The organism is Actinomadura macrotermitis, from assembly GCF_009604375.1.
GTDB lineage: Bacteria > Actinomycetota > Actinomycetes > Streptosporangiales > Streptosporangiaceae > Spirillospora > Spirillospora macrotermitis.
Genome location: NZ_WEGH01000002.1, coordinates 68,569 through 87,216, shown reverse-complemented (window position 1 = coordinate 87,216; position 18,648 = coordinate 68,569). Strand labels below are relative to the sequence as shown.

Annotated in this window: 18 protein-coding genes; 9 read left to right on the top strand and 9 right to left on the bottom strand. The window is 73.5% G+C overall.

Features of this window, described 5'->3' with window-relative positions:
- Positions 1–13: 13 nt before the first annotated feature.
- Entirely contained in the window at positions 14–1,633 is a 1,620-nt protein-coding gene (locus tag ACRB68_RS12145; protein ID WP_153532635.1) for an AMP-binding protein, read from the bottom strand.
- A 114-nt stretch (positions 1,634–1,747) separates the two neighbouring features.
- On the opposite strand from ACRB68_RS12145, the gene ACRB68_RS12140 reads away from it, so the two are divergent.
- Positions 1,748–2,563: a class I SAM-dependent methyltransferase gene (locus ACRB68_RS12140; protein WP_235959359.1), complete on the top strand. Its 816-nt coding sequence runs from the start codon at positions 1,748–1,750 to the stop codon at positions 2,561–2,563.
- Here ACRB68_RS12140 and ACRB68_RS12135 read toward each other — a convergent pair.
- Positions 2,523–4,694, bottom strand: a complete 2,172-nt coding sequence (locus ACRB68_RS12135; protein WP_153532633.1) for a PEP-utilizing enzyme — start codon at positions 4,692–4,694, stop codon at positions 2,523–2,525. The genes ACRB68_RS12140 and ACRB68_RS12135 overlap by 41 nt on opposite strands.
- Before the next feature lie 40 nt (positions 4,695–4,734).
- On the bottom strand, positions 4,735–5,493 hold the full coding sequence (locus ACRB68_RS12130; protein WP_153532632.1) for an SDR family NAD(P)-dependent oxidoreductase: 759 nt from the start codon (positions 5,491–5,493) through the stop codon (positions 4,735–4,737).
- Positions 5,494–5,631: 138 nt separating this feature from the next.
- Here ACRB68_RS12130 and mshA point away from each other — a divergent pair, with 138 nt between their 5' ends.
- From mshA to ACRB68_RS12115, 3 genes are read left to right on the top strand one after another with little or no spacing between them, the layout of a single operon-like run.
- Entirely contained in the window at positions 5,632–6,966 is a 1,335-nt protein-coding gene (gene mshA, locus ACRB68_RS12125) for a D-inositol-3-phosphate glycosyltransferase (RefSeq protein WP_153532631.1), read from the top strand.
- On the top strand, positions 6,963–7,454 hold the full coding sequence (locus tag ACRB68_RS12120; protein ID WP_153532630.1) for a YbjN domain-containing protein: 492 nt from the start codon (positions 6,963–6,965) through the stop codon (positions 7,452–7,454). Before mshA ends, ACRB68_RS12120 begins: the two co-directional genes overlap by 4 nt.
- Before the next feature lie 32 nt (positions 7,455–7,486).
- Complete coding sequence (locus ACRB68_RS12115) at positions 7,487–8,335, top strand: phosphoglyceromutase (protein WP_235959354.1); 849 nt, start codon at positions 7,487–7,489, stop codon at positions 8,333–8,335.
- 137 nt (positions 8,336–8,472) lie between these two features.
- Here the strand turns inward: ACRB68_RS12115 and phoU are convergent, their stop codons facing one another.
- Positions 8,473–9,135 (bottom strand): phosphate signaling complex protein PhoU, encoded by a 663-nt coding sequence (gene phoU, locus ACRB68_RS12110; RefSeq protein WP_153532629.1) that lies wholly within the window; start codon positions 9,133–9,135, stop codon positions 8,473–8,475.
- A 182-nt stretch (positions 9,136–9,317) separates the two neighbouring features.
- Here phoU and ACRB68_RS12105 point away from each other — a divergent pair, with 182 nt between their 5' ends.
- Together ACRB68_RS12105 and ACRB68_RS12100 are read left to right on the top strand one after the other, a co-directional pair.
- Positions 9,318–10,508, top strand: coding sequence for a sensor histidine kinase (locus tag ACRB68_RS12105; RefSeq protein ID WP_328594108.1), 1,191 nt, complete (start codon positions 9,318–9,320; stop codon positions 10,506–10,508).
- Positions 10,505–11,185, top strand: a complete 681-nt coding sequence (locus ACRB68_RS12100; protein WP_328594107.1) for a response regulator transcription factor — start codon at positions 10,505–10,507, stop codon at positions 11,183–11,185. Before ACRB68_RS12105 ends, ACRB68_RS12100 begins: the two co-directional genes overlap by 4 nt.
- 63 nt (positions 11,186–11,248) lie before the next feature.
- On the opposite strand, the gene ACRB68_RS12095 is transcribed toward ACRB68_RS12100, so the two are convergent.
- Both ACRB68_RS12095 and ACRB68_RS12090 read right to left on the bottom strand, forming a co-directional pair.
- Positions 11,249–12,097, bottom strand: a complete 849-nt coding sequence (locus ACRB68_RS12095; protein ID WP_153532627.1) for a copper chaperone PCu(A)C — start codon at positions 12,095–12,097, stop codon at positions 11,249–11,251.
- 137 nt (positions 12,098–12,234) lie between these two features.
- On the bottom strand, positions 12,235–12,990 hold the full coding sequence (locus tag ACRB68_RS12090; RefSeq protein WP_153532626.1) for a hypothetical protein: 756 nt from the start codon (positions 12,988–12,990) through the stop codon (positions 12,235–12,237).
- 317 nt (positions 12,991–13,307) lie between these two features.
- Between ACRB68_RS12090 and ACRB68_RS12085 the strand changes: the two genes are divergently transcribed.
- Positions 13,308–13,790 carry a CarD family transcriptional regulator gene (locus ACRB68_RS12085; RefSeq protein ID WP_026414839.1) on the top strand — a complete coding sequence of 161 codons (483 nt, stop codon included), beginning with the start codon at positions 13,308–13,310 and terminating at the stop codon, positions 13,788–13,790.
- A gap of 42 nt (positions 13,791–13,832) precedes the next feature.
- Positions 13,833–14,303 (top strand): 2-C-methyl-D-erythritol 2,4-cyclodiphosphate synthase, encoded by a 471-nt coding sequence (ispF, locus tag ACRB68_RS12080; protein ID WP_328594106.1) that lies wholly within the window; start codon positions 13,833–13,835, stop codon positions 14,301–14,303.
- Between the two features lie 54 nt (positions 14,304–14,357).
- Here ispF and fahA read toward each other — a convergent pair whose 3' ends face one another.
- Genes fahA through ACRB68_RS12065 form a run of 3 tightly spaced genes read right to left on the bottom strand, consistent with a single transcriptional unit; the run spans position 14,358 to position 17,256 of the window.
- Positions 14,358–15,575, bottom strand: a complete 1,218-nt coding sequence (gene fahA, locus ACRB68_RS12075; RefSeq protein WP_153532624.1) for a fumarylacetoacetase — start codon at positions 15,573–15,575, stop codon at positions 14,358–14,360.
- Positions 15,576–15,579: 4 nt separating this feature from the next.
- Positions 15,580–16,398, bottom strand: coding sequence for a hypothetical protein (locus ACRB68_RS12070; protein WP_153532623.1), 819 nt, complete (start codon positions 16,396–16,398; stop codon positions 15,580–15,582).
- Between the two features lie 33 nt (positions 16,399–16,431).
- Entirely contained in the window at positions 16,432–17,256 is an 825-nt protein-coding gene (locus ACRB68_RS12065; protein ID WP_194293285.1) for a DUF2637 domain-containing protein, read from the bottom strand.
- 150 nt (positions 17,257–17,406) lie between these two features.
- Between ACRB68_RS12065 and ACRB68_RS12060 the strand changes: the two genes are divergently transcribed.
- On the top strand, positions 17,407–18,588 hold the full coding sequence (locus ACRB68_RS12060) for a homogentisate 1,2-dioxygenase (protein WP_153532621.1): 1,182 nt from the start codon (positions 17,407–17,409) through the stop codon (positions 18,586–18,588).
- Positions 18,589–18,648: the final 60 nt, after the last annotated feature.

Genomic DNA, 18,648 nt, shown 5'->3' with positions numbered 1-18,648 from the left:
GAGCTGAACCGAATCAGATTCGATCCGCGTCGAGCAGGGCGCGGGCGGCGGCGTAGTCGGCCTTGCCGTTCGGCAGCCGCAGCCCCCGGTCGGTGCGCAGGAACGCCTTGGGGATCTTGTAGCGGGCCAGCCGCGCGGCGCAGCCCGCCCGCAGCTCGGCGTCGCCGGGCGCGGCGGCCGGCCGCAGCACCGCCACGATCTCGGTGCCCCAGCGCCCGCTCGGCCGCCCGACCACCAGCGCGTCGGCGACGCCGGGCAGGTCGCGCAGCACCGCCTCGACCTCCTCGGCGAACACCTTCTCGCCGCCGGTGTTGATCGTGGTGGCCTCCCGGCCGAGCACCTCGACGGCGCCGCCGGGCAGCAGCCGGGCCCGGTCGCCGGCGACGACGACGCGCTCGCCGTCCACGGTCAGGAACGTCGCGGCGGTCTTGGCCGGGTCGCCCAGGTAGCCGAGCGGGATGGCGCCGCCGCCCTTGGCGAGCCAGCCGAGCTCGTCCTCGCCCGGCGCGAGGCGCCGGGTCCGGTCGGCGCTCAGCACGGCGGTGCCGGGCGCGGGCGCGAAGGCGCGGGCGGACGAGCCGTCGCGGGAGACCTGGAAGCCCGACTCCGACGTCCCGAGCACGTCCACGATCCGGACGTGCGGCAGGTGCTCCAGCAGCCGCGCCCGCACGTCCGGGCTGATCGCGGCGGCGGAGTTCAGCAGGGTGCGCAGCGCGCCGAGGTCGTAGGGGCGGCGCTCCAGCTCGGCCAGGATCGGGCGGGCGAACGCGTCGCCGACCAGCGGCATCCGGGTGGCGCGCTCGCGCTCGGCGGTGGCGAGCAGGTCCGCGGCGTCCAGGCCGCCGGCCTGGTCCGGGAAGACCACGCAGGCGCCGCCGCACCAGCCGCCGAGCGCCGACCAGGTGCCGGCGCCGTGCATCATCGGCGGCCCGACCAGCACCCGGTGCCGGGATTCGACGGCGCGCGCGACGGCCTCGTCCAGGTCGGTGATCGGGGTGCCGTCGCGGCGGGTGAGGGCGAGCGGGCCGACCATCAGGTCGCCGATCCGCCACAGCACGCCCTTCGGCATGCCGGTCGTGCCGCCGGTGTAGAGGATGTGCAGGTCGTCGGGGCTGGTGCGGACGTCCAGCGGCTCCGCCGACGACGCCGCCAGCGCCTTCTCGTAGTCGAGCGCGTCCGGTAGCAGCTCCGCGCCGGAATCGTCGGCGACCTGGAGGAGGAGGGGCGTGTGGTCGAGCCGCTGGACGACCCGTCCGATCGCCTCCGCGAACCGTGCGTGGAACAGGATCGCGGCCGGACGGGCGTCGCCGAACAGCTGCGCCAGCTCGTCGTCGACATACCGGTAGTTGACGTTGAACGGCGCCACCCGGGCCTTGTGCGCACCGATCAGCCCTTCCAGATACTCCGGGCCGTTGTGCAGGTAGAGGGCCAGATGGTCGTGCGGCGACTCCCACGGCCGCACGGCCTCGTCCCGCCGGCCCAGCCCGTGCTCCCGCAGCAGGTGCGCCAGCCGCCTGCTGCGCTCGGTGACCTCGCGCCAGGTGAGTCGGCGGTCCCGCCAGACCAGGCACTCGCGGTCGGGGATCTCGGCCGCGACGGCCTCGTGCAGGGTGGCCAGGTCGAGCTGGGGCATCGGCTCTCCTCCAGGGGCAGGGGGCACCTCGGCATCACCGTAAACGATCGCTTACTGGACGGCGACGGGCAGGGCCCGCGGTCCCGGTCCGGGACAATCAAGGGGATGGCCCGCATGCAGAAACCCCAGGGCGAGGTGACCCGGGGCACCACCGCCCCCAACCGGCTGCGCCGGATCGACCGCTGGATCGCCGCCACCCAGCGGGACGCGCTGCGTTCGGGGGAGCGGCCGCTCGCGATCGACCTCGGCTACGGCGCCTCGCCGGTGACCGCCGTCGAGCTGTACACGCGGCTGCGCGCGGTGTCGCCGAAGCTGGAGGTCGTCGGCATCGAGATCGAGCCCGAGCGGGTCGCCGCCGGGCAGGCGTTCCTGGAGCGCTCCGGGGGTGCCTTCCCTGGACTGTCGTTCCGGCGCGGCGGTTTCGAGTTGCCCGTGCCGCAGCCGCCCGTACTGGTCCGGGCGTTCAACGTGCTGCGCCAATACGAGGAGGCCGCCGCCTGGAAGGTCTGGGACGAGCTGCGCGCGCGCTTGGACCCGGCCGGAGTCCTGGTGGAGGGCACCTGCGACGAGATCGGCCGCCGCGCCGTATGGGTGACACTCGGCGCCGAAGGCCCCCGGACCATCACCTTCGCCGCCCACCTGCCCGCCCTGGAACGCCCGTCCGACCTGGCCGAACGCCTCCCCAAGACGTTGATCCACCGCAATATCCCCGGGGAACGGGTGCACGCCCTGCTCACCGACTTCGACCGCTGCTGGGCCGTCGCCGCGCCGCAGTCGGTGTTCGGCCCGCGCGCGCGCTGGATCGCGGCCGTCACGCTGCTGGCGCAGACCTGGCCGGTGCTCGCCCACCCTCACTACGGGGGAAGAACACGCTGGCGGCTCGGTGAGGTCACCCTTCCCTGGGCTGCCGTCGATCCACGAGGAGCGTGACGACGCCGCGCTCGCCGTCCACCAGGACCCGGTCGCCGGTGCGCAGCCGCCCGGTGGCGTCGCCGGTGCCGACGACCGCCGGAATGCCCAGCTCACGCGCCTCGGCGGCGGCGTGCGACGCCGCCGCGCCGAGATCGGTCACCACCGCGGCGGCCCGGGTGAACAGCGGCGACCAGCCGACGTTGGTGGTGTGCGCCACCAGGATCTCGCCGTCGCGCAGGGCGTCGCCCTCCTCGGGCGCGCCCAGCACCCGCACCACGCCCTCGGCCGTCCCCGCCGACCCGCCGACGCCGCTCACCGCGTCGCCCATCGCGTCGACGCCCTGCGGCGCCGTCGCCCACGCGAACGGGTCGAACGCGCCCCGGATCAGCGTCGGGTAGGGCGGCAGCGCCCGGTACCGCTCGTAGGTGCGGCGCCGCACCGGCACGTCCTCGACCGGCGAGGGGTCGCCGGACAGCACGTCCAGCAGCTCGTCGAACGACAGGAAGAACGCGTCGTCGCCGATCAGCGTCAGCTCCCCGGCGCGCCGCACGAACGCCCGCAGCACCCAGAACATCCGCGCGGCCTCCGAGCGGACCGCCTCGTGCGCGTGCTCGGCCCGCGCCCACCGGCCGATCCGGCGCCGCATCCGGGTGACCCGGCGCGGATGGCGCTCCCGGAACCGCCGCCAGGCGTCGCGCGCCGCGAGCCGCTGCCGCTCCAGCAGCACCGCCGCGTCGCGGCCCGCGTCCTCCATCCGGGCCGCCCAGTCGGGGTCCTCGGCCAGGCGCGGCGCCGCCACCTCGAACTCGTGCGGCCCCCGGTGCCCCCACTGCCGGACGTAGGCGTAGCGGTCGATCTCGCCCTGCGCCAGCCGGGCCAGGCCGGTGACCGGGCCCATCGAGGCGAGGCCGGTGCCGTCCGGCGAGCGCAGCCCGGTCAGCATCGCGCTCGCCTCGGCGGCGCCCGCCAGCCGGGTCAGGTCGGCGCGGATGCCGGCCAGCTCGGCGTGCTCGGGACGGCCCGCCGCCAGCAGCATCCGGCGCGTCTGGACGAACGCCGGGCGGACCGAGTTCCACCACAGGTCGACCAGCTGCGCGGGCGTCGTGGCCGACGCGATCCGGTCGCCCAGCACGTCGCAGCGGGCCGGGGACTCGGCCAGGAAGTCGCGCAGCCGCCGCCGGTCCAGCCGCTTGCGCACCAGGGTGGCCGGCCGCATCCGGCGGGCCCGCCGCTGCGGCAGCCGCACGCCCGGCGGCACCTCCACCGGCAGGCCGAGCCGCACCGCCATGCCGAGGTCGAGGTAGAGGCGGCCGCCGATGCGGCCGTAGGCGCGGCGGCCCGGCAGCCCGGCCCGCAGCAGCGACCACGTGCACGGCGTCATGACGTCCGGGACGATCTCGACGACCTCTTCGTTGCTCCACACCCGGTCGTCGGAGACGGCGTCGTTCCAGATCTCGATGACGTCGTCGTCGTCCGGCAGCCCGGTCAGCGGCCGGACCCCGAGCAGCGCCACCGCGCCGGCGCGCACCGCCCACTCCAGCTCCACCGGCCCGCCCAGCAGCTCCTCGGCCTGCGCGCCGATGCGCACCAGCGCGCCCGCCTGCAGCGAGGTGAGCGCCGGGCGGCCGGTGCCGCGCCGGCCGAAGATCCGGCCGGACTCCTTGTCGGCGACCAGCACGTCCCCGCCGGTGCGGATCACCACCTGGTCGCGCGAGCCGCTCACCGGCGCCGCCGTGGCCAGCGTCCCGGTCGCCTCCGCCGGATCCGCCGCCTGCACCAGCAGCGGGACGGCGTCGCCCGCCGGATCCACCCAGCACTCGCGGACCGCCCGCAGCAGCGCCGCCTCGCCCCGCACGCCCTCCACGTCCCGGACGGCCGAGCGGACCGACACCGGGGCGTCGCGGTCGCCGAGCGCGGCGTACTCCCAGCGGATCGGCCCGGCCACCTCGGTCGGCAACTCGCCGTGATGTCGCTCGGCGGCGGCCATGAACCGGCGCCAGGCACCCGCGGTCACATGGAATCCCGGCGCGACCGGCAGCCCCGCGGCCGCCAGCCGTGCCAGTGCCGCGCCCTCGTCGCCGACCCGCTCCGGATCGGCCTCGGCGTCGGCCATCGGCAGCACGAACACTCGTTCCCAGTCCCGGGCCATGACCTGGTCACTACCCGGCCCGGCGGCGGATCATCCCTGGTCAGACCCGGTGCAGTTTGTACGGGGCGGCCTGCACGCGCGGCTGCACGTCGATCCGGTCGATGTTGACGTGCGCCGGCCGGGTGACCGCCCACGCGACGCAGTCGGCGATGTCGTCGGCCACCAGCGGCTCGGGCACGCCCTGGTAGGGCTTGTCGGCCTTCTCCTTGTCGCCCTTGAACCGCACCAGCGAGAACTCCTCGGTCTTCACCAGGCCCGGCGCGACCTCGGTGACCCGCACCGGCTCGGCCACCAGCTCCAGCCGCATGACCTCGTTCACCGCGTACGCCGCGTGCTTGGCGGCGTTGTAGCCCGCGCCGCCCTCGTAGGGGACGTGCGCGGCCAGCGAGGTGATGTTCACCACGTGCCCGGCCCCGCTCGCGACCAGCTTCGGCAGCAGCGCCTTGGTGACGCGCAGCAGCCCGAGCACGTTGGTGTCGTACATCGCCTGCCAGTCGGCCACGTCCGCCCGCGCCACCGGCTCCAGGCCGATCGCCCCGCCCGCGTTGTTGACCAGCACGTGCACGTCGCCGACCGCCGCGGCCAGCGCGTCCACCGACTCCTGGTCGGTCACGTCCAGGGTGATCGCCGCGACCCTCCCCGCGCCCGGCACGGTCGACTCGATCTCCTTGGCCAGCTCCTCCAGCCGGTCCCGCCGCCGCGCGGCCAGCACCACGTTGAACCCCTCGGCGGCGAGCCGCCGCGCCGTGGCCGCCCCGATTCCGCTGCTTGCTCCGGTCACTACCGCCGTCTTACGCATGCGCACAGCTTCCCAGGTGCGCAAACACTCCTCCAAGCCCCGGTGAGACGGATCACTTCGCCACCCCCGGGGGGTTGGCCTCCGGCGGCGGGGAACACCGCAGAAGCTCGGTAGGTTGCATTACCGGAGGTGGTGTCGTTGTCGCGTCGTGTGGAACGGGTAGCGACGATCAGCATGCACACCTCGCCCCTGGATCAGCCGGGAACGGGTGACGCGGGCGGGATGAACGTCTACATCGTCGAGGTCGCCAAACGCCTGGCCGCCTGCGGCGTCGAGGTGGACATCTTCACCCGCGCCACGTCACGGGCGCTGCCGCCGGTCGTCGAGCTGGCGCCCGGCGTGCTCGTCCGCAACATCGTCGCCGGGCCCTTCGAGGAGCTGGACAAGACCGAGCTGCCCCGCCAGCTGTGCGGGTTCACCTCCGGCATCCTGCGCACCGAGGCGTCCTACGAGCCCGGCCACTACGACGTCCTGCACACCCACTACTGGCTCTCCGGCCAGGCCGGATGGGCGGCCAAGCAGCGCTGGGGCGTGCCGCTGGTGCACTCCATGCACACCATGGCCAAGGTCAAGAACGCCGCCCTGGCGACCGGCGACACCCAGGAGCCGGCCGAGCGGGTGCTCGGCGAGGAGCAGGTCGTGGAGTCCGCCGACCGGCTCGTCGCCAACACCGCCAAGGAGGCCCGCGAGCTGATCGGGCTCTACGGCGCCGACCCCGCCCGCGTCGACACCGTCAGCCCCGGCGTCGACCTCGCCCTCTTCCAGCCCGAGTCGCCGCTGATCGCGCGCAGCACCGGGCTGCTGCCGCACCGCACCGGCCCCGCCCGCCGCCGCCTCGGCCTGCCCCGCGACGCCTACGTGCTGCTGTTCGTCGGCCGCATCCAGCCCCTCAAGGCCCCCGACGTGCTGCTGCGCGCCGCCGCCCGCATGCTCGCCGCCGACCCGGCGCTGCGCGCCAAGCTGGTCGTCGCCGTCGTCGGCGGCCCGTCCGGCTCCGGTCTGGACCGGCCCGAGGGGCTGCAGCGCCTGGCCGCCGAGCTCGGCATCGCCGACGTGGTCCGGTTCGAGCCGCCCGCGCCGCAGCGGCGCCTGGCCGACTGGTACCGCGCCGCCGACGTCACCGTCGTCCCCTCGCACAACGAGTCGTTCGGGCTCGTCGCCGTCGAGTCGCAGGCGTGCGGCACGCCCGTCGTCGCCGCGGCCGTCGGCGGCCTGTGCACCGCCGTCCGCGACGGCGAGTCCGGCGTGCTGATCAAGGGGCACGACCCCGCCGACTACGCCGCGGTGCTGCGCCGCCTGCACGCCGAGCCCGGCACCCACCACCGGCTGGCGCGCGGCGCCGTCCGGCACGCCGCCGACTTCGGCTGGGACGCCACCGTCGACCGGCTGATCCAGGTGTACCAGGGCGCTCTCGCCCGTATCCCCGCGGCCCACCGGGCCGCGTCCCCGATTCCCGCCGAGGTGACCGCATGACCGACTACGCACAGGTGATCGAGGACACGCTGAAGGCCGCCGAGCTGGAGTACGACAAGCCACGGCCCGGCGCGTTCTTCGTCAAGCTGCCCGGCCAGCACAAGCTCGCCACCATGACCTGGCTGATCATCGGCGACCACAGCCTCAGCATCGAGGCGTTCTTCTGCCGCAAGCCCGACGAGAACCACGAGGCGTTCTACCGGTTCCTGCTGGAGAAGAACGGCCGCATGTACGGGGTGGCGTTCGCGCTCGACGACGTCGGCGACGTCCACCTGGTCGGCAAGGTCCCGCTCGCCGCGATCAGCGCCGACGAGATCGACCGGCTGCTCGGCTGCGTCCTCACCTACTCCGACGAGAACTTCGACAAGGCCCTGGAACGCGGCTTCAAGACCTCCATCCAGAAGGAGTGGGACTGGCGGGTCAAGCGCGGCGAGAGCCTGGCCAACCTCCAGGCGTTCGCCTCCTTCGCCGACCCGGCCAACCGCTGACCCCGCGGGGCGCCCCGATAAGCTCTGGTGCCATGGCGACCCTGGTATTGCTCCGGCATGGCGAAAGCGTCTGGAACGCGGAAGGACTGTTCACCGGCTGGGTGGACGTCGACCTGTCCGCGAAGGGGGAGAGCGAGGCGACCAAGGGCGGCGACCTGCTGCTCGACGCCGACATCACCCCCGACGTGGTGCACACCTCGCTGCTGAAGCGGGCCATCCGCACGGCCAACATCGCCCTGGACGTGGCCGACCTGCTGTGGATCCCGGTCGAGCGCTCCTGGCGCCTGAACGAGCGCCACTACGGCGCCCTGCAGGGCAAGAACAAGGCGCAGACCCGCGAGGAGTTCGGCGAAGAGCAGTTCATGGTCTGGCGCCGGTCCTACGACACCCCGCCGCCGCCGATCAAGGACGACGACCCGCTGTCGCAGGTCAACGACCTGCGCTACGCCGCGCTGCCGTCGGAGCTGATCCCACGCACCGAGTGCCTGGCCGACGTGGTGGACCGGCTGCTGCCCTACTGGTACGACGCGATCGTGCCCGACCTGGCGGCCGGCAAGACCGTCCTGGTCGCCGCGCACGGCAACTCGCTGCGCGCCCTGGTCAAGCACCTGGACGACGTCTCCGACGCCGAGATCGTCAACCTGAACATCCCCACCGGCATCCCGCTGGTGTACGAGCTCGACGACGACTTCGTCCCGCTGAAGCGCGGCGGCGAGTACCTCGACCCGGCCGCCGCGAAGGCCGCCATCGAGGCCGTCAAGAACCAGGGCGCGGGCGCCAAGAAGGCCGCCGCCGCCCCGGCGGCCAAGGCCCCGGCCCCCGCGCCGGCCAAGGCCCCCGCCCCGGCCCCCAAGAAGCGCGGCTCCCGCCGCAAGAAGTAAGACCGAAACGAACACGCGGTGGTGTCCCGCGCCCGGGGGGCGCGGGACACCACCGCGTGGTGCTTTGCCCGTAGTGCCTCAGGACCGTTGGCGGTGTACGCCCTTCCGGGCGGGGCACAGGCGTCTGAAGCCGGGGTTCAGGGGCCGTCGATGATCTCCTGGGGGCGCTGGCCGGTGACCAGGTAGACCACGTTCTCCGCGACGTGCACCGCGTGGTCGGCGAAGCGCTCGAAGTAGCGGCCGGCCAGCGTGATGTCCACCGCGGGCTCCACGCCGTGCTTCCACTTCGGCGACAGCAGGATGTCGAACAGGCGCCGGTGCAGCCGGTCCATCTGGTCGTCGTCGGCGTCCAGCTCCAGGCCGAGGTCGACGTCCTGGGAGGCGATCACCGAGCCCGCCTTGGCGATCATCCGCTCGGCGATCTGGCCCATCTCCAGCACGGTGGCCTGCAGCTCCGGCGGCACCGCCGACTCGGGGTGGCGGCGGCGCGCGGTCTTGGCGATGTGCACCGCCAGGTCGCCCATCCGCTCCAGGTCGCCGCTCATCCGCAGCGCGGTGATCACCGCGCGCAGGTCGCCGGCCACCGGCTGCTGGCGGGCCATGAGGTCGAAGACGGTCTCCTCGATCTCATTGTCGATCTTGTTGATGTGCTCGTCGCCGCTGATGACCTCCTCGGCCAGCCGCAGGTCGGCGTCCAGCAGCGCGGTCGTGGCGCGGGCCATCGCGGAACGGACCAGCCGCGTCATCTCGACCAGCTTGTCGGAGAGGGAGTCGAGTTCCTCGTGGTAGGCGTCGCGCAATTGAAGATCCCTTGATGCGGAGGGCAGATGTGCGGGGGGACGGCGAGCGGACTCGCCCACGCCACAGCCTGCCGCATGGGTGTGAACTGTCCCGTAGGGCGAGGTGAACTTCTGGCTAACGGGGCCCCATTGCACCCCCCTGAGGTGAGAGTACGTCCGGATTGCCACCTACCATCCCCAGTGTGGAGGTCGAGATTGTCGCAGGCCTGACCGGGCTTGCCGGGCTCGCTATAGGGCTCGCTACTGGATTGGCGGTGCGTGTGACCGAGCGAGCCCAGCGTGTCGTCACCCCCCCGGCGACGCCGGGCGGCCTGCCGCCGGGCGTGGCGTCGGTGCTCAGTGTGCTGCGTTCCTCGGCCGTCGTGCTCGACGCCGAGGACCGGGTGCTGCGCGCGAGCTCGGCCGCCCGCGCGTTCGGGATGGTGAGCGACGACCGGCTGAAGGTGGACGAGCTGTTGGCGATGGCCCGGCTGGTCCGCCGCGACGGCGAGATCCGCGAGGCCGAGGTCCAGGTCGACGCCGGCCGCGGCCGGCTGCGCGGCGAGGGCCGCTGGTTCGCGGTGCGGGTGGCGCCGCTCGGCTCGCACGGCCTGGTGCTGGTGCTGGCCGAGGACCTCACCGAGATGCGCCGGGTGGAGGCGATCCGCCGCGACTTCGTGGCCAACGTCAGCCACGAGCTGAAGACCCCGGTCGGCGCGCTGGCGCTGCTGGCCGAGACCGTCGAGGGCGCCGCCGACGACCCCGAGGCGGTGCGCCGCTTCGCCGGCCGCATGCAGCACGAGTCGGTCCGGCTGACCAGCCTGGTGCAGGACCTGATGACGCTGTCGCGGGTGCAGGGCGACGAGCCGCTGCCCGACCTGCGCCCGGTCTCCCTCGACGAGGTCGTGGTGGAGGCCCTGGACCGCGGGCACGTCAAGGCCGGTGCCAAGGGCATCGAGCTGGCCACCGGCGGCGAGGACGGCCTGAAGGTGCGCGGCGACGCCGACCTGCTGATCACCGCGCTGCGCAACCTCATCGACAACGCCGTCGCCTACAGCCCCGAGAACACCCGGGTGGTGGTGACGACCCGCCAGTGCGACGACGGGTACGCCGAGATCAACGTCACCGACCAGGGCATCGGCATCCCCGCCGAGGACCTGGAGCGCATCTTCGAGCGGTTCTACCGCGTCGATCCCGCCCGGTCCCGCCAGACCGGCGGCACCGGGCTCGGCCTGGCCATCGTCAAGCACGTCACCACCAAGCACGACGGCGAGGTGACGGTCTGGAGCAAGGAGGGCTCCGGGTCCACCTTCACGATCCGGCTGCCGCTGCTGCATCCGCCCGCCGGCCGTCAGACCCCCCACTCCCAGACCGCCCAGGAGGCAACACCGTGACCCGCGTGCTCGTCGTGGAAGACGAGGAGTCCTTCAGCGACGCACTGTCCTACAACCTGCGCAAGGAGGGGTTCGAGGTGGCGATCGCCGCCACCGGCCCCGACGCGCTGGACATCTTCGAGCGCAACGGTGCCGACCTCGTGCTGCTCGACCTGATGCTGCCGGGCCTGCCCGGCACCGAGGTGTGCCGGGAGCTGCGCGCCAAGTCCAACGTCCCGGTGATCATGCTGACCGCCAAGGACAGCGAGGTCGACAAGGTCGTCGGCCTGGAGCTCGGCGCCGACGACTACGTCACCAAGCCGTTCTCCACCCGCGAGCTGATCGCCCGGATGCGCGCGGTGCTGCGCCGCCAGGGCGAGGCCGAGGAGCTGGCCCCGGCCACCCTGGAGGCCGGCCCGGTCCGCATGGACGTCGAGCGGCACGTGGTCAGCGTCGGCGGCGAGCCGGTCCAGCTGCCGCTGAAGGAGTTCGAGCTGCTGGAGGTGCTGCTGCGCAACGCCGGCCGGGTGCTGACCCGCATGCAGCTGATCGACCGCGTCTGGGGCGCCGACTACGTCGGGGACACCAAGACGCTGGACGTGCACATCAAGCGCCTCCGCGCCAAGATCGAGTCCACCCCGTCCACCCCGCGCTACATCGTCACGGTCCGCGGCCTCGGATATAAATTCGAGCCGTAAAGACCCGCGAACGCACGAAGGCCCGTACGGCAGTGCCGTACGGGCCTTCCGCGTTCTACCGGGTCAGTGGCCGGAGGGCGTGGCCGTCGGGGACGCCGTGGCGCCCTCGTGGCCGCCCTCGGACGGCGTGGCGCCCGCGGACGGGGTGGCGCCGTGCTCGTCGGTGGCGGCCGGCGACGCGGACGCCGAGGCGCCCGGCAGCGGCGTGCCGCCCGTGGCGGCCGGGTAGGAGGCGTACTCGCCCTGCTGCGGGATGACCGGGACCGACAGTTCGACCTTGCCGGCCTTCTCGAACTGCAGCGTCACCTTGATCGTCTCGCCGCCGAGGAGCTGGCGGTTCAGACCGGTGAGCACCACCAGCGGCGCCTTGCCGCCGGCCGCGGGCGGCGCGGGCGGGGCGGCGGCGGGCTCGGTGGACGCGCCGGCCGCGGGGGTGGCCGAGGTGGTGGCGGACGGCTTGGCGGACGGCTTCTTGCCCGGCTTGGCGGAGGCCGTCGGCGACGCCGAGGCCGAGGCCTGCGGGGCCGGGCTCGCGGCCGCCTGGCCGAGCAGCGCGGTCGAGCTGCCCCGGCCGCTGGCGTCGGCGGGCGGCAGCGCCAGCGAGCCGCCGGTGATCTTCGCCTGGGCGAAGCCCTCGGCGCTCACCGCGACCAGCTTGTCGGCGCGGTCCTGGCGCTGGTTGATGATCGTGCCGTAGAGCGGCAGCGAGGCGCCCGGCGCGAGCGCCTGCTCCGGCTGCGGGCCGAGCAGGAACACGTTGCGCAGGTCCAGCGCGGGCCGGCCCTCGGGGACCGAGGCGTTCACGGCCTCGGTCAGCCGGGTCGGCGCGGCGGTCTGGGGCTCTTCGCCGGCGCCACAGCCGGAGATCACCGGCGCGATGGCGACGGCACCGGCGATGGCGAGTGCGGCCACTCGACGGCTGTTACGGATCACGGCGTCGGTCTCCTCGCGGGGCTTCGTCGATTAGGGATGTCGGAAAGTCGGCGTGAGACACGCCAGGGGAAGCGTAGCGAGGGCACCCCGCCGGACCTGCTTCGGGGTGGCTTCGTTTACCTGAACGGAAGGTTCTTGATCTCGTCGGCGAGGACGGGGTCCAGCGCCGCGTGCCGCCGGATGTCGCGCACCAGGCCGTCGGACGTCACCAGCACGGCGGTCAGCCCGGGGCCGGGCGCGAACGCCGCCATCAGGTGGCCGCGGTCGGCGGCGAGCTGCGGGGCGCCGGTGTGCGTGCCGCGCACGAGCGCCTGCAGATCCTTCAGCGTCTGCCGGACGGGCACGTCGCGGCCGCGCGTGTCCGCGACGAGGTAGAAGCGCAGGTTGTACTGCTGGGCACGGCCCGACAGGTCGGCGATCTGCTGCGCGCAGCCGCAGTCGGTCGCGGCGATGCCGAACACCGCGGGCCGCAGTCCCCTCAGGTCCGCCGCTTCGACGGTGCCCTCGATCAGCTCGATCCGACCGTCGGGCATCCACCCGCCGATCCGGCCGGGGGGCGCGCTGGGGGACGGGGCGAGCGGCGCGGCGGTCGGCGTGGCGGCCGTCCGGGGCGTCGGGCGGGGGCCGAAGAACGTCATCAGCGCGCCGCTGACCAGCGCGACCAGCACCGCGCCGGCCAGGAGGGGGACGCCCACGCCGAACCGGGCGAGCGGGCCGAGCAGGCGCAGCAGCCGCGCGCGGCGGCGGATCCGGCGGATCTCGCGGCGGTAGGCGATGACGTCGCGTTCCAGTTCGCGGGCGTCGTCGGGCACCACGACGTCGACGTGGGGGAGTCCGTAGTCGTCGGGCTCGGGGTCGCCGTCTGGCCTCACGCCGCACACCTCGCATCCTGGAACCCCGCCGAGCCGCGCCCCTTTTTCTTGGATTTATGGGCGTTTTGTACCCGCGCGGACCGGCATGTTCACCTCCCAGTATGGGCCGCTTCCCAGCTCCTGGCAGGGGGCGCGGGCCAGGCGCCGCGCGGGGCCCGCCCGCCGGGTTTCCCTGGTCCTCCGGACCCCAAACGCACCATCAAGGCCCTTTGTCAAGACCCCAATTAGTGGGTTGACCTGCGGATATGTCGCTAACGCCGGTGCGGTCACCGTCAGGCGCGTGCTATCCTGGCTTTAGCGGAAGGGGTACTTGTCACATGACTTTCCAGGTCGGCGACACCGTCGTCTACCCCCACCATGGGGCTGCTCGGATCGAGGCCATCGAGACTCGCACCATCAAGGGTGAGGAAAGGACCTACCTGGTCCTGAAGGTCGACAAGGGCGACCTGACTGTTCAGGTCCCGGTCGAGAACGTCGAGGACGTGGGCGTCCGTGACGTCGTCGGCCAGGAGGGACTGGAGAAGGTGTTCGAGGTGCTGCGCGCACCCTACACCGAAGAGCCGACCAACTGGTCGCGCCGCTACAAGGCCAACCTTGAGAAGCTCGCCTCGGGCGATGTGAACAAGGTGGCCGAGGTCGTCCGCGACCTGTGGCGCCGGGACAAGGAGCGCGGCCTGTCGGCCGGCGAGAAGCGCATGCTCGCCAAGGCCCGGCAGATCCTGGTCAGCGAACTCGCCCTTGCCGAGAAGACCAACGAGGACAAGGCCGAGGCCCTGCTCGACGAGGTCCTGGCCAGCTGATTCAGGTCGGCTGACATACAGATGCGCGAACAGCTTCCCCGGGTGGGCGTCGGTACCGACGTCCACCCGTTCGCTTCCCATGACCGCCCGCTGTGGGTCGCCGGCCTGGAATGGCCCGGCGAGGGCCCCGGCCTGGACGGCCACTCCGACGCCGACGTCGCCGCCCACGCAATCTGCGACGCCGTGCTGAGCGCCTGCGGCCTCGGCGACCTCGGCGCGGTCTTCGGCACGTCCGACCCGCGCTGGTCCGGTGCCGCGGGCGTCACCCTGCTGCGCGAGGTCGCCCGGCTGGCGGGTGAGGCCGGCTTCGTCATCGGCAACGTCTCGGTCCAGGTCATCGGCAACCGGCCCAAGGTCGGCAAGCGCCGCGCCGAGGCCGAGAAGACCCTGTCGGAGGCCCTCGGCGGCGCCGTCGTCAGCGTTTCGGGCACCACCACCGACGGCCTCGGCCTCACCGGCCGCGGCGAAGGTCTCGCCGCGATCGCCAACGCGCTGGTCGTCGCCCGCACCTGACCCCAGAACGAGCGAACGCCCCTCCCGGCTCCGGGAGGGGCGTTCTGCGTCCGGTCAGCAGGTGGCGGGCCGGACGGTGCCGGTCACCTCGCCGAGGTTGATGCGGGCGCCGTTCGCCCCCGGGGCGGTGCCGCGGATGGTGACGGTGTCGCCGTCCTCCAGGAAGACGCGCTTGGTGCCGTCCGGCAGCTCCAGCGGCTCCTCGCCGTTCCAGGTGAGCTCCAGCAGGCAGCCGCGCTGGTCCCGCTCGGGGCCCGACACCGTGCCGGAGGCGAACAGGTCGCCGGTGCGCAGCGGCGCGCCGTTCACGGTGGCGTGCGCGAGCTGCTGCGGCGAGGTCCAGTACATCGCCGAGAACGGCGGCCGCGCCGCGACCTGGCCGTTGATCAGCACCTCCAGCGACAGGTCCAGCCCCCACGGCTCGTCGGTGCGCAGGTAGGGCAGCGGGGCCGGGTCCTGCGCGGGCGGCGCGATCCGGGCGGCCTCCAGCGCCGCGACCGGGACCACCCACGGCGACACCGACGTGGCGAACGACTTGGACAGGAACGGCCCGAGCGGCTGGCCCTCCCACGCCTGCACGTCGCGCGCGCTCCAGTCGTTGACCAGCACGAACCCGAAGACGTGGTCGCGGAACGCCGACACCGGGACGGCCTGGCCGGGCGCCGACGGGACGCCCGCGACGAACCCGACCTCGGCCTCGATGTCGAGCTTGAGGGACGGCCCGAACGACGGCGCCGCGTCGGCCGGCGCCTTGCGCTGCCCGCAGGGGCGCACGATCGGCGTCCCGGACGGGTACACCGTCCCGGCGCGCCCGTGGTAGCCGACCGGCAGGTGCTTCCAGTTGGGCAGCAGCGGGTCGCCCTGCGGCCGGAAGATCCTGCCGACGTTGGTGGCGTGGTGCTCGGAGGAGTAGAAGTCGACGTAGTCGGCGACCCGGAAGGGGCGCAGCAGCTCGACGTCGGCGCGGGGGATCAGGTGCGGGTGCACCTGGGGGCGGTTCGAGCGGTCGGTGAGCAGTTCGGTGAGCCGCGCCCGGTTGGCCTGCCAGGCGTCCCGCCCGGCGGCCATGAAGGCGTTCAGCGTGTCGGCGGCGAACCAGCCGTGGTCCTCGATCAGGCGGTCGGCGGCGAGCCCGGCCAGGTCCAGGACGTAGGCGCCGATGGCCACGCCCACGCGGGGGACCTTGCCGGGACGGGAGAACACGCCGTAGGGCAGGTTCTCCAGCCCGAAGCCGCTGTCGTCATTGACATCAACCCAGGAAACGGTCGTCATGGGATCAATCCTCCCCGACGCCCGGACCGGGGATCAGTCCGAGGGCCGCCAGATCGGCGCGCGGCGCGTCGATGTCGCACGAGCCGAACGCCACGAACGGGCCGCGATCGGTGAGGGCGGCGGCGGCGTCGGCGGCCAGGCCGGCGCCGTCGGTCCGGCCCAGCGTTTCCGCCAGATCCGTACCGGTGGCGGCGGCCAGCAGCACGTTCAGGAACCCGTGGTGGACGAACCCGTCCTCGGGGTCGGTGTGCCGGACGGCGTGGTGCAGCCCCGCCGTGCACTTGAACGTCAGGCCGCGCTCGGCGCAGGCGGCGATGAACGCGGCGACCTCGGCCACGCTCGGGAACGCGTCCGCGGTGACGCCGCCGGTGCGCAGCTTCGCGCCGACCGGGGCGCCGAGCCCGCGCGCGGCGGCGATCCGGTCCAGCGCCTCGTGCCAGCCGGGGCTGCGGCGCACCTCGATGAAGGACGGCACCTCATCCGGCAGGTGCGCGATGATCACAGCCGCTGCGCGCGCCTGATCGGCGTCCGCGGGCACCGCGATCTCGATGCCGCCGAGCCGGACCCGGGGCTCGGCGGCCACCGCGTCCAGCGCCTTGGCCAGCCCCTCGACGCCGGTGTCGGCGATGATGCCGAGGTCGAGCAGGTCCTCGGGGGCGAGCAGGTCCGGCAGTTCGGGCACCCGGGAGGCCGGGCAGAGGAAGCGGCCGAGGACGGGGTGGCCGAGCGCCGTCCGGTACTCGGGGAGCGCGTCCCGCAGGGAGGCGCGCCGCGGCGGGAACAGCGCGGCGTCGTCGACGAGCCGGTCGAAAAGGGCGCTCATGCCGGTCACCTACCCATCCGGTCCGCCGCGACGCTATTCGGCGGGCGGGGTGGGAGAGCTGCGGAGCTGCCCGGAGGGCGGGTTCCAGTTCCAGATGGGCAGGTCGTCGTCATCGTCGTCCTTGTCCGTGGCGGGCTTCGGGATGTCGTCGTCGCCGGCATCGGGGTCCTCGGCCCGGTCCGGCGCGTCGGGCTCCTCGTCGTCATCGACGGCGGGGAGGGCGGGCATGACCAGGTCCGGCTGGGTGGTGGACGCCGGCTCGGGCTCCTTCTTCGGCACGGTCCCGCTGTTCACCAGCTCCACGTCGGTGGGCAGCAGCGCGGGCGGCAGCACCACGACGTCCGGCTGAGGCTCCGGCTCCGGCTGAGGCTCCGGCTCCGGCGCGGGTTCGGGCTGCGGCTCCGGCGCCGGATGGCTGCCCCGCAGCTGCGTGAACATCGTCAGCCACAGCCAGACCGCGATCACCAGCATCGCGTGCGGCGCGACCGCCACCCCGCCCTTCACCCAGTCCGCCGGCAGCGACCCGTACCCGCGCACCGCGTGCCGGACGCCGAGCGCCGCGCCCCCGGCGAGCAGCGCCACCAGCAGCGCCCAGCGCAGCGCCCGCGACCACCAGCGGGCGTACCGGAAGACCAGCAGCGCCAGCACCGTGATCACCAGCAGCGCGTCGGCCATCACCGGGTAGGCGGGCGCCCAGCGGCGCCCGGCCCCGCCCGCGAGCGCCAGCGCGCGCAGCGGCTCGTAGGTCGCCGCGAACGCGGCGGCGGCGAGGACGGCGACGGCCAGTCCGGCGGACACGTTGTACAGGCGGCGCAGCGCGCGGCCGAACCGCGGCGGACCCGGCTGCTCTGGGGGCATCGACCCTCTTTTCGTGGCGACGTCAATTCGGAGGTTAACCAGGTTGGGAGCGAATGACCCGTCCTCCATGGTGATCATCCCGTACCGCACGGGACAATCGGGAAGAAGTACGGTGTCAGCGACAATGGCGTCCCCTTACTGGAGGCAGTGATGCCCTACTACCGGGTCGTGGGCGAGGTGCCCAGGAAGCGGCACGTGCAGTTCCACCGCCCCGACGGCGGCCTGTACGCGGAGGAGCTGATGGGCGAGGAGGGCTTCTCCTCCGACTCCAGCCTGCTCTACCACCGGCACGCGCCCACCGCGATCATCAAGTCCGAGGGCGTGGACGACACCGCCGGCGCCGCCGAACTGAGGCCCAACCACCCGCTGCAGCCGCGCGCGTACCGCACCCAGGACCTGCCGGTGGGCGGCGACCTGGTGACCGGCCGCCAGGTGCTGGCCGGCAACGCCGACGTGCGGATCTGCTTCGCCGCCGCCACCGGGCCGAGCGAGCTGTACCGCGACTCGGCCGGCGACGAGGTCGTCTACGTCCAGACCGGCGCGGCCCGGCTGGAGACCACCTACGGCGCGCTGGACGTCGCCGAGGGCGACTACGCCGTCATCCCGACCGGCACCATCCACCGCTGGATCCCGCAGGGCGACGAGCAGCTGCGGGCGCTGGTGATCGAGGCGCGCGGCCACATCCGCCCCCCGAAGCGCTACCTGTCGCAGTACGGGCAGTTCCTGGAGCACGCGCCCTACTGCGAGCGCGACCTGCGCGGGCCGTCCGAGCCGCTGCTGGCCGAGGGCACCGAGGTGCCGGTGCTGGTGCGCACCCGCGGCGGCCTGACCCGCCTCACCTACGCCCACCACCCCTTCGACGTGGTCGGCTGGGACGGCTACCTCTACCCCTACGTCTTCAACATCAACGACTTCGAGCCGATCGTGAAGCGCACCCACGCGCCGCCGCCGGTGCACCAGACCTTCGAGGGACCCAACTTCGTCATCTGCTCGTTCTGCCCGCGCCCGCTGGACTTCCACGAGGACGCGGTGCCGATCCCCTACAACCACCACAACGTCGACTCCGACGAGTTCATGTTCTATGTCGGCGGCGACTACACCGCCCGCAAGGGCTCGGGCATCGGGGTCGGGTCGGTGTCGCTGCACCCGGCGGGATTCACCCACGGCCCGCAGCCCGGCGCGGTCGAGGCGTCGGTGCAGGCCCTCAAGGAGGGCCACACCACCACCAGCGAGATGGCGGTCATGATCGACACCTTCCGCCCACTGGACCTGGGCCCCGCGGCCACCCGCTGCGAGGACCCCGAGTACGCCTGGACGTGGGCGCGTGGCTGAGGTGCGGCGGTCATGATCCCGAGCACATTGCGCCCACTGGACCTGGGCCCGGCGGCGACC

Bases quoted from the DNA above. Each gene is read 5' to 3' on its own strand.
- ACRB68_RS12145 (WP_153532635.1), bottom strand. From the start codon at position 1,633: ATGCCCCAGCTCGACCTGGCCACCCTGCACGAGGCCGTCGCGGCCGAG.
- ACRB68_RS12140 (WP_235959359.1), top strand. From the start codon at position 1,748: ATGCAGAAACCCCAGGGCGAGGTGACCCGGGGCACCACCGCCCCCAAC.
- ACRB68_RS12135 (WP_153532633.1), bottom strand. From the start codon at position 4,694: ATGGCCCGGGACTGGGAACGAGTGTTCGTGCTGCCGATGGCCGACGCC.
- ACRB68_RS12130 (WP_153532632.1), bottom strand. From the start codon at position 5,493: ATGCGTAAGACGGCGGTAGTGACCGGAGCAAGCAGCGGAATCGGGGCG.
- ACRB68_RS12120 (WP_153532630.1), top strand. From the start codon at position 6,963: ATGACCGACTACGCACAGGTGATCGAGGACACGCTGAAGGCCGCCGAG.
- ACRB68_RS12115 (WP_235959354.1), top strand. From the start codon at position 7,487: ATGGCGACCCTGGTATTGCTCCGGCATGGCGAAAGCGTCTGGAACGCG.
- ACRB68_RS12085 (WP_026414839.1), top strand. From the start codon at position 13,308: ATGACTTTCCAGGTCGGCGACACCGTCGTCTACCCCCACCATGGGGCT.
- fahA (WP_153532624.1), bottom strand. From the start codon at position 15,575: ATGACGACCGTTTCCTGGGTTGATGTCAATGACGACAGCGGCTTCGGG.
- ACRB68_RS12070 (WP_153532623.1), bottom strand. From the start codon at position 16,398: ATGAGCGCCCTTTTCGACCGGCTCGTCGACGACGCCGCGCTGTTCCCG.
- ACRB68_RS12065 (WP_194293285.1), bottom strand. From the start codon at position 17,256: ATGCCCCCAGAGCAGCCGGGTCCGCCGCGGTTCGGCCGCGCGCTGCGC.
- ACRB68_RS12060 (WP_153532621.1), top strand. From the start codon at position 17,407: ATGCCCTACTACCGGGTCGTGGGCGAGGTGCCCAGGAAGCGGCACGTG.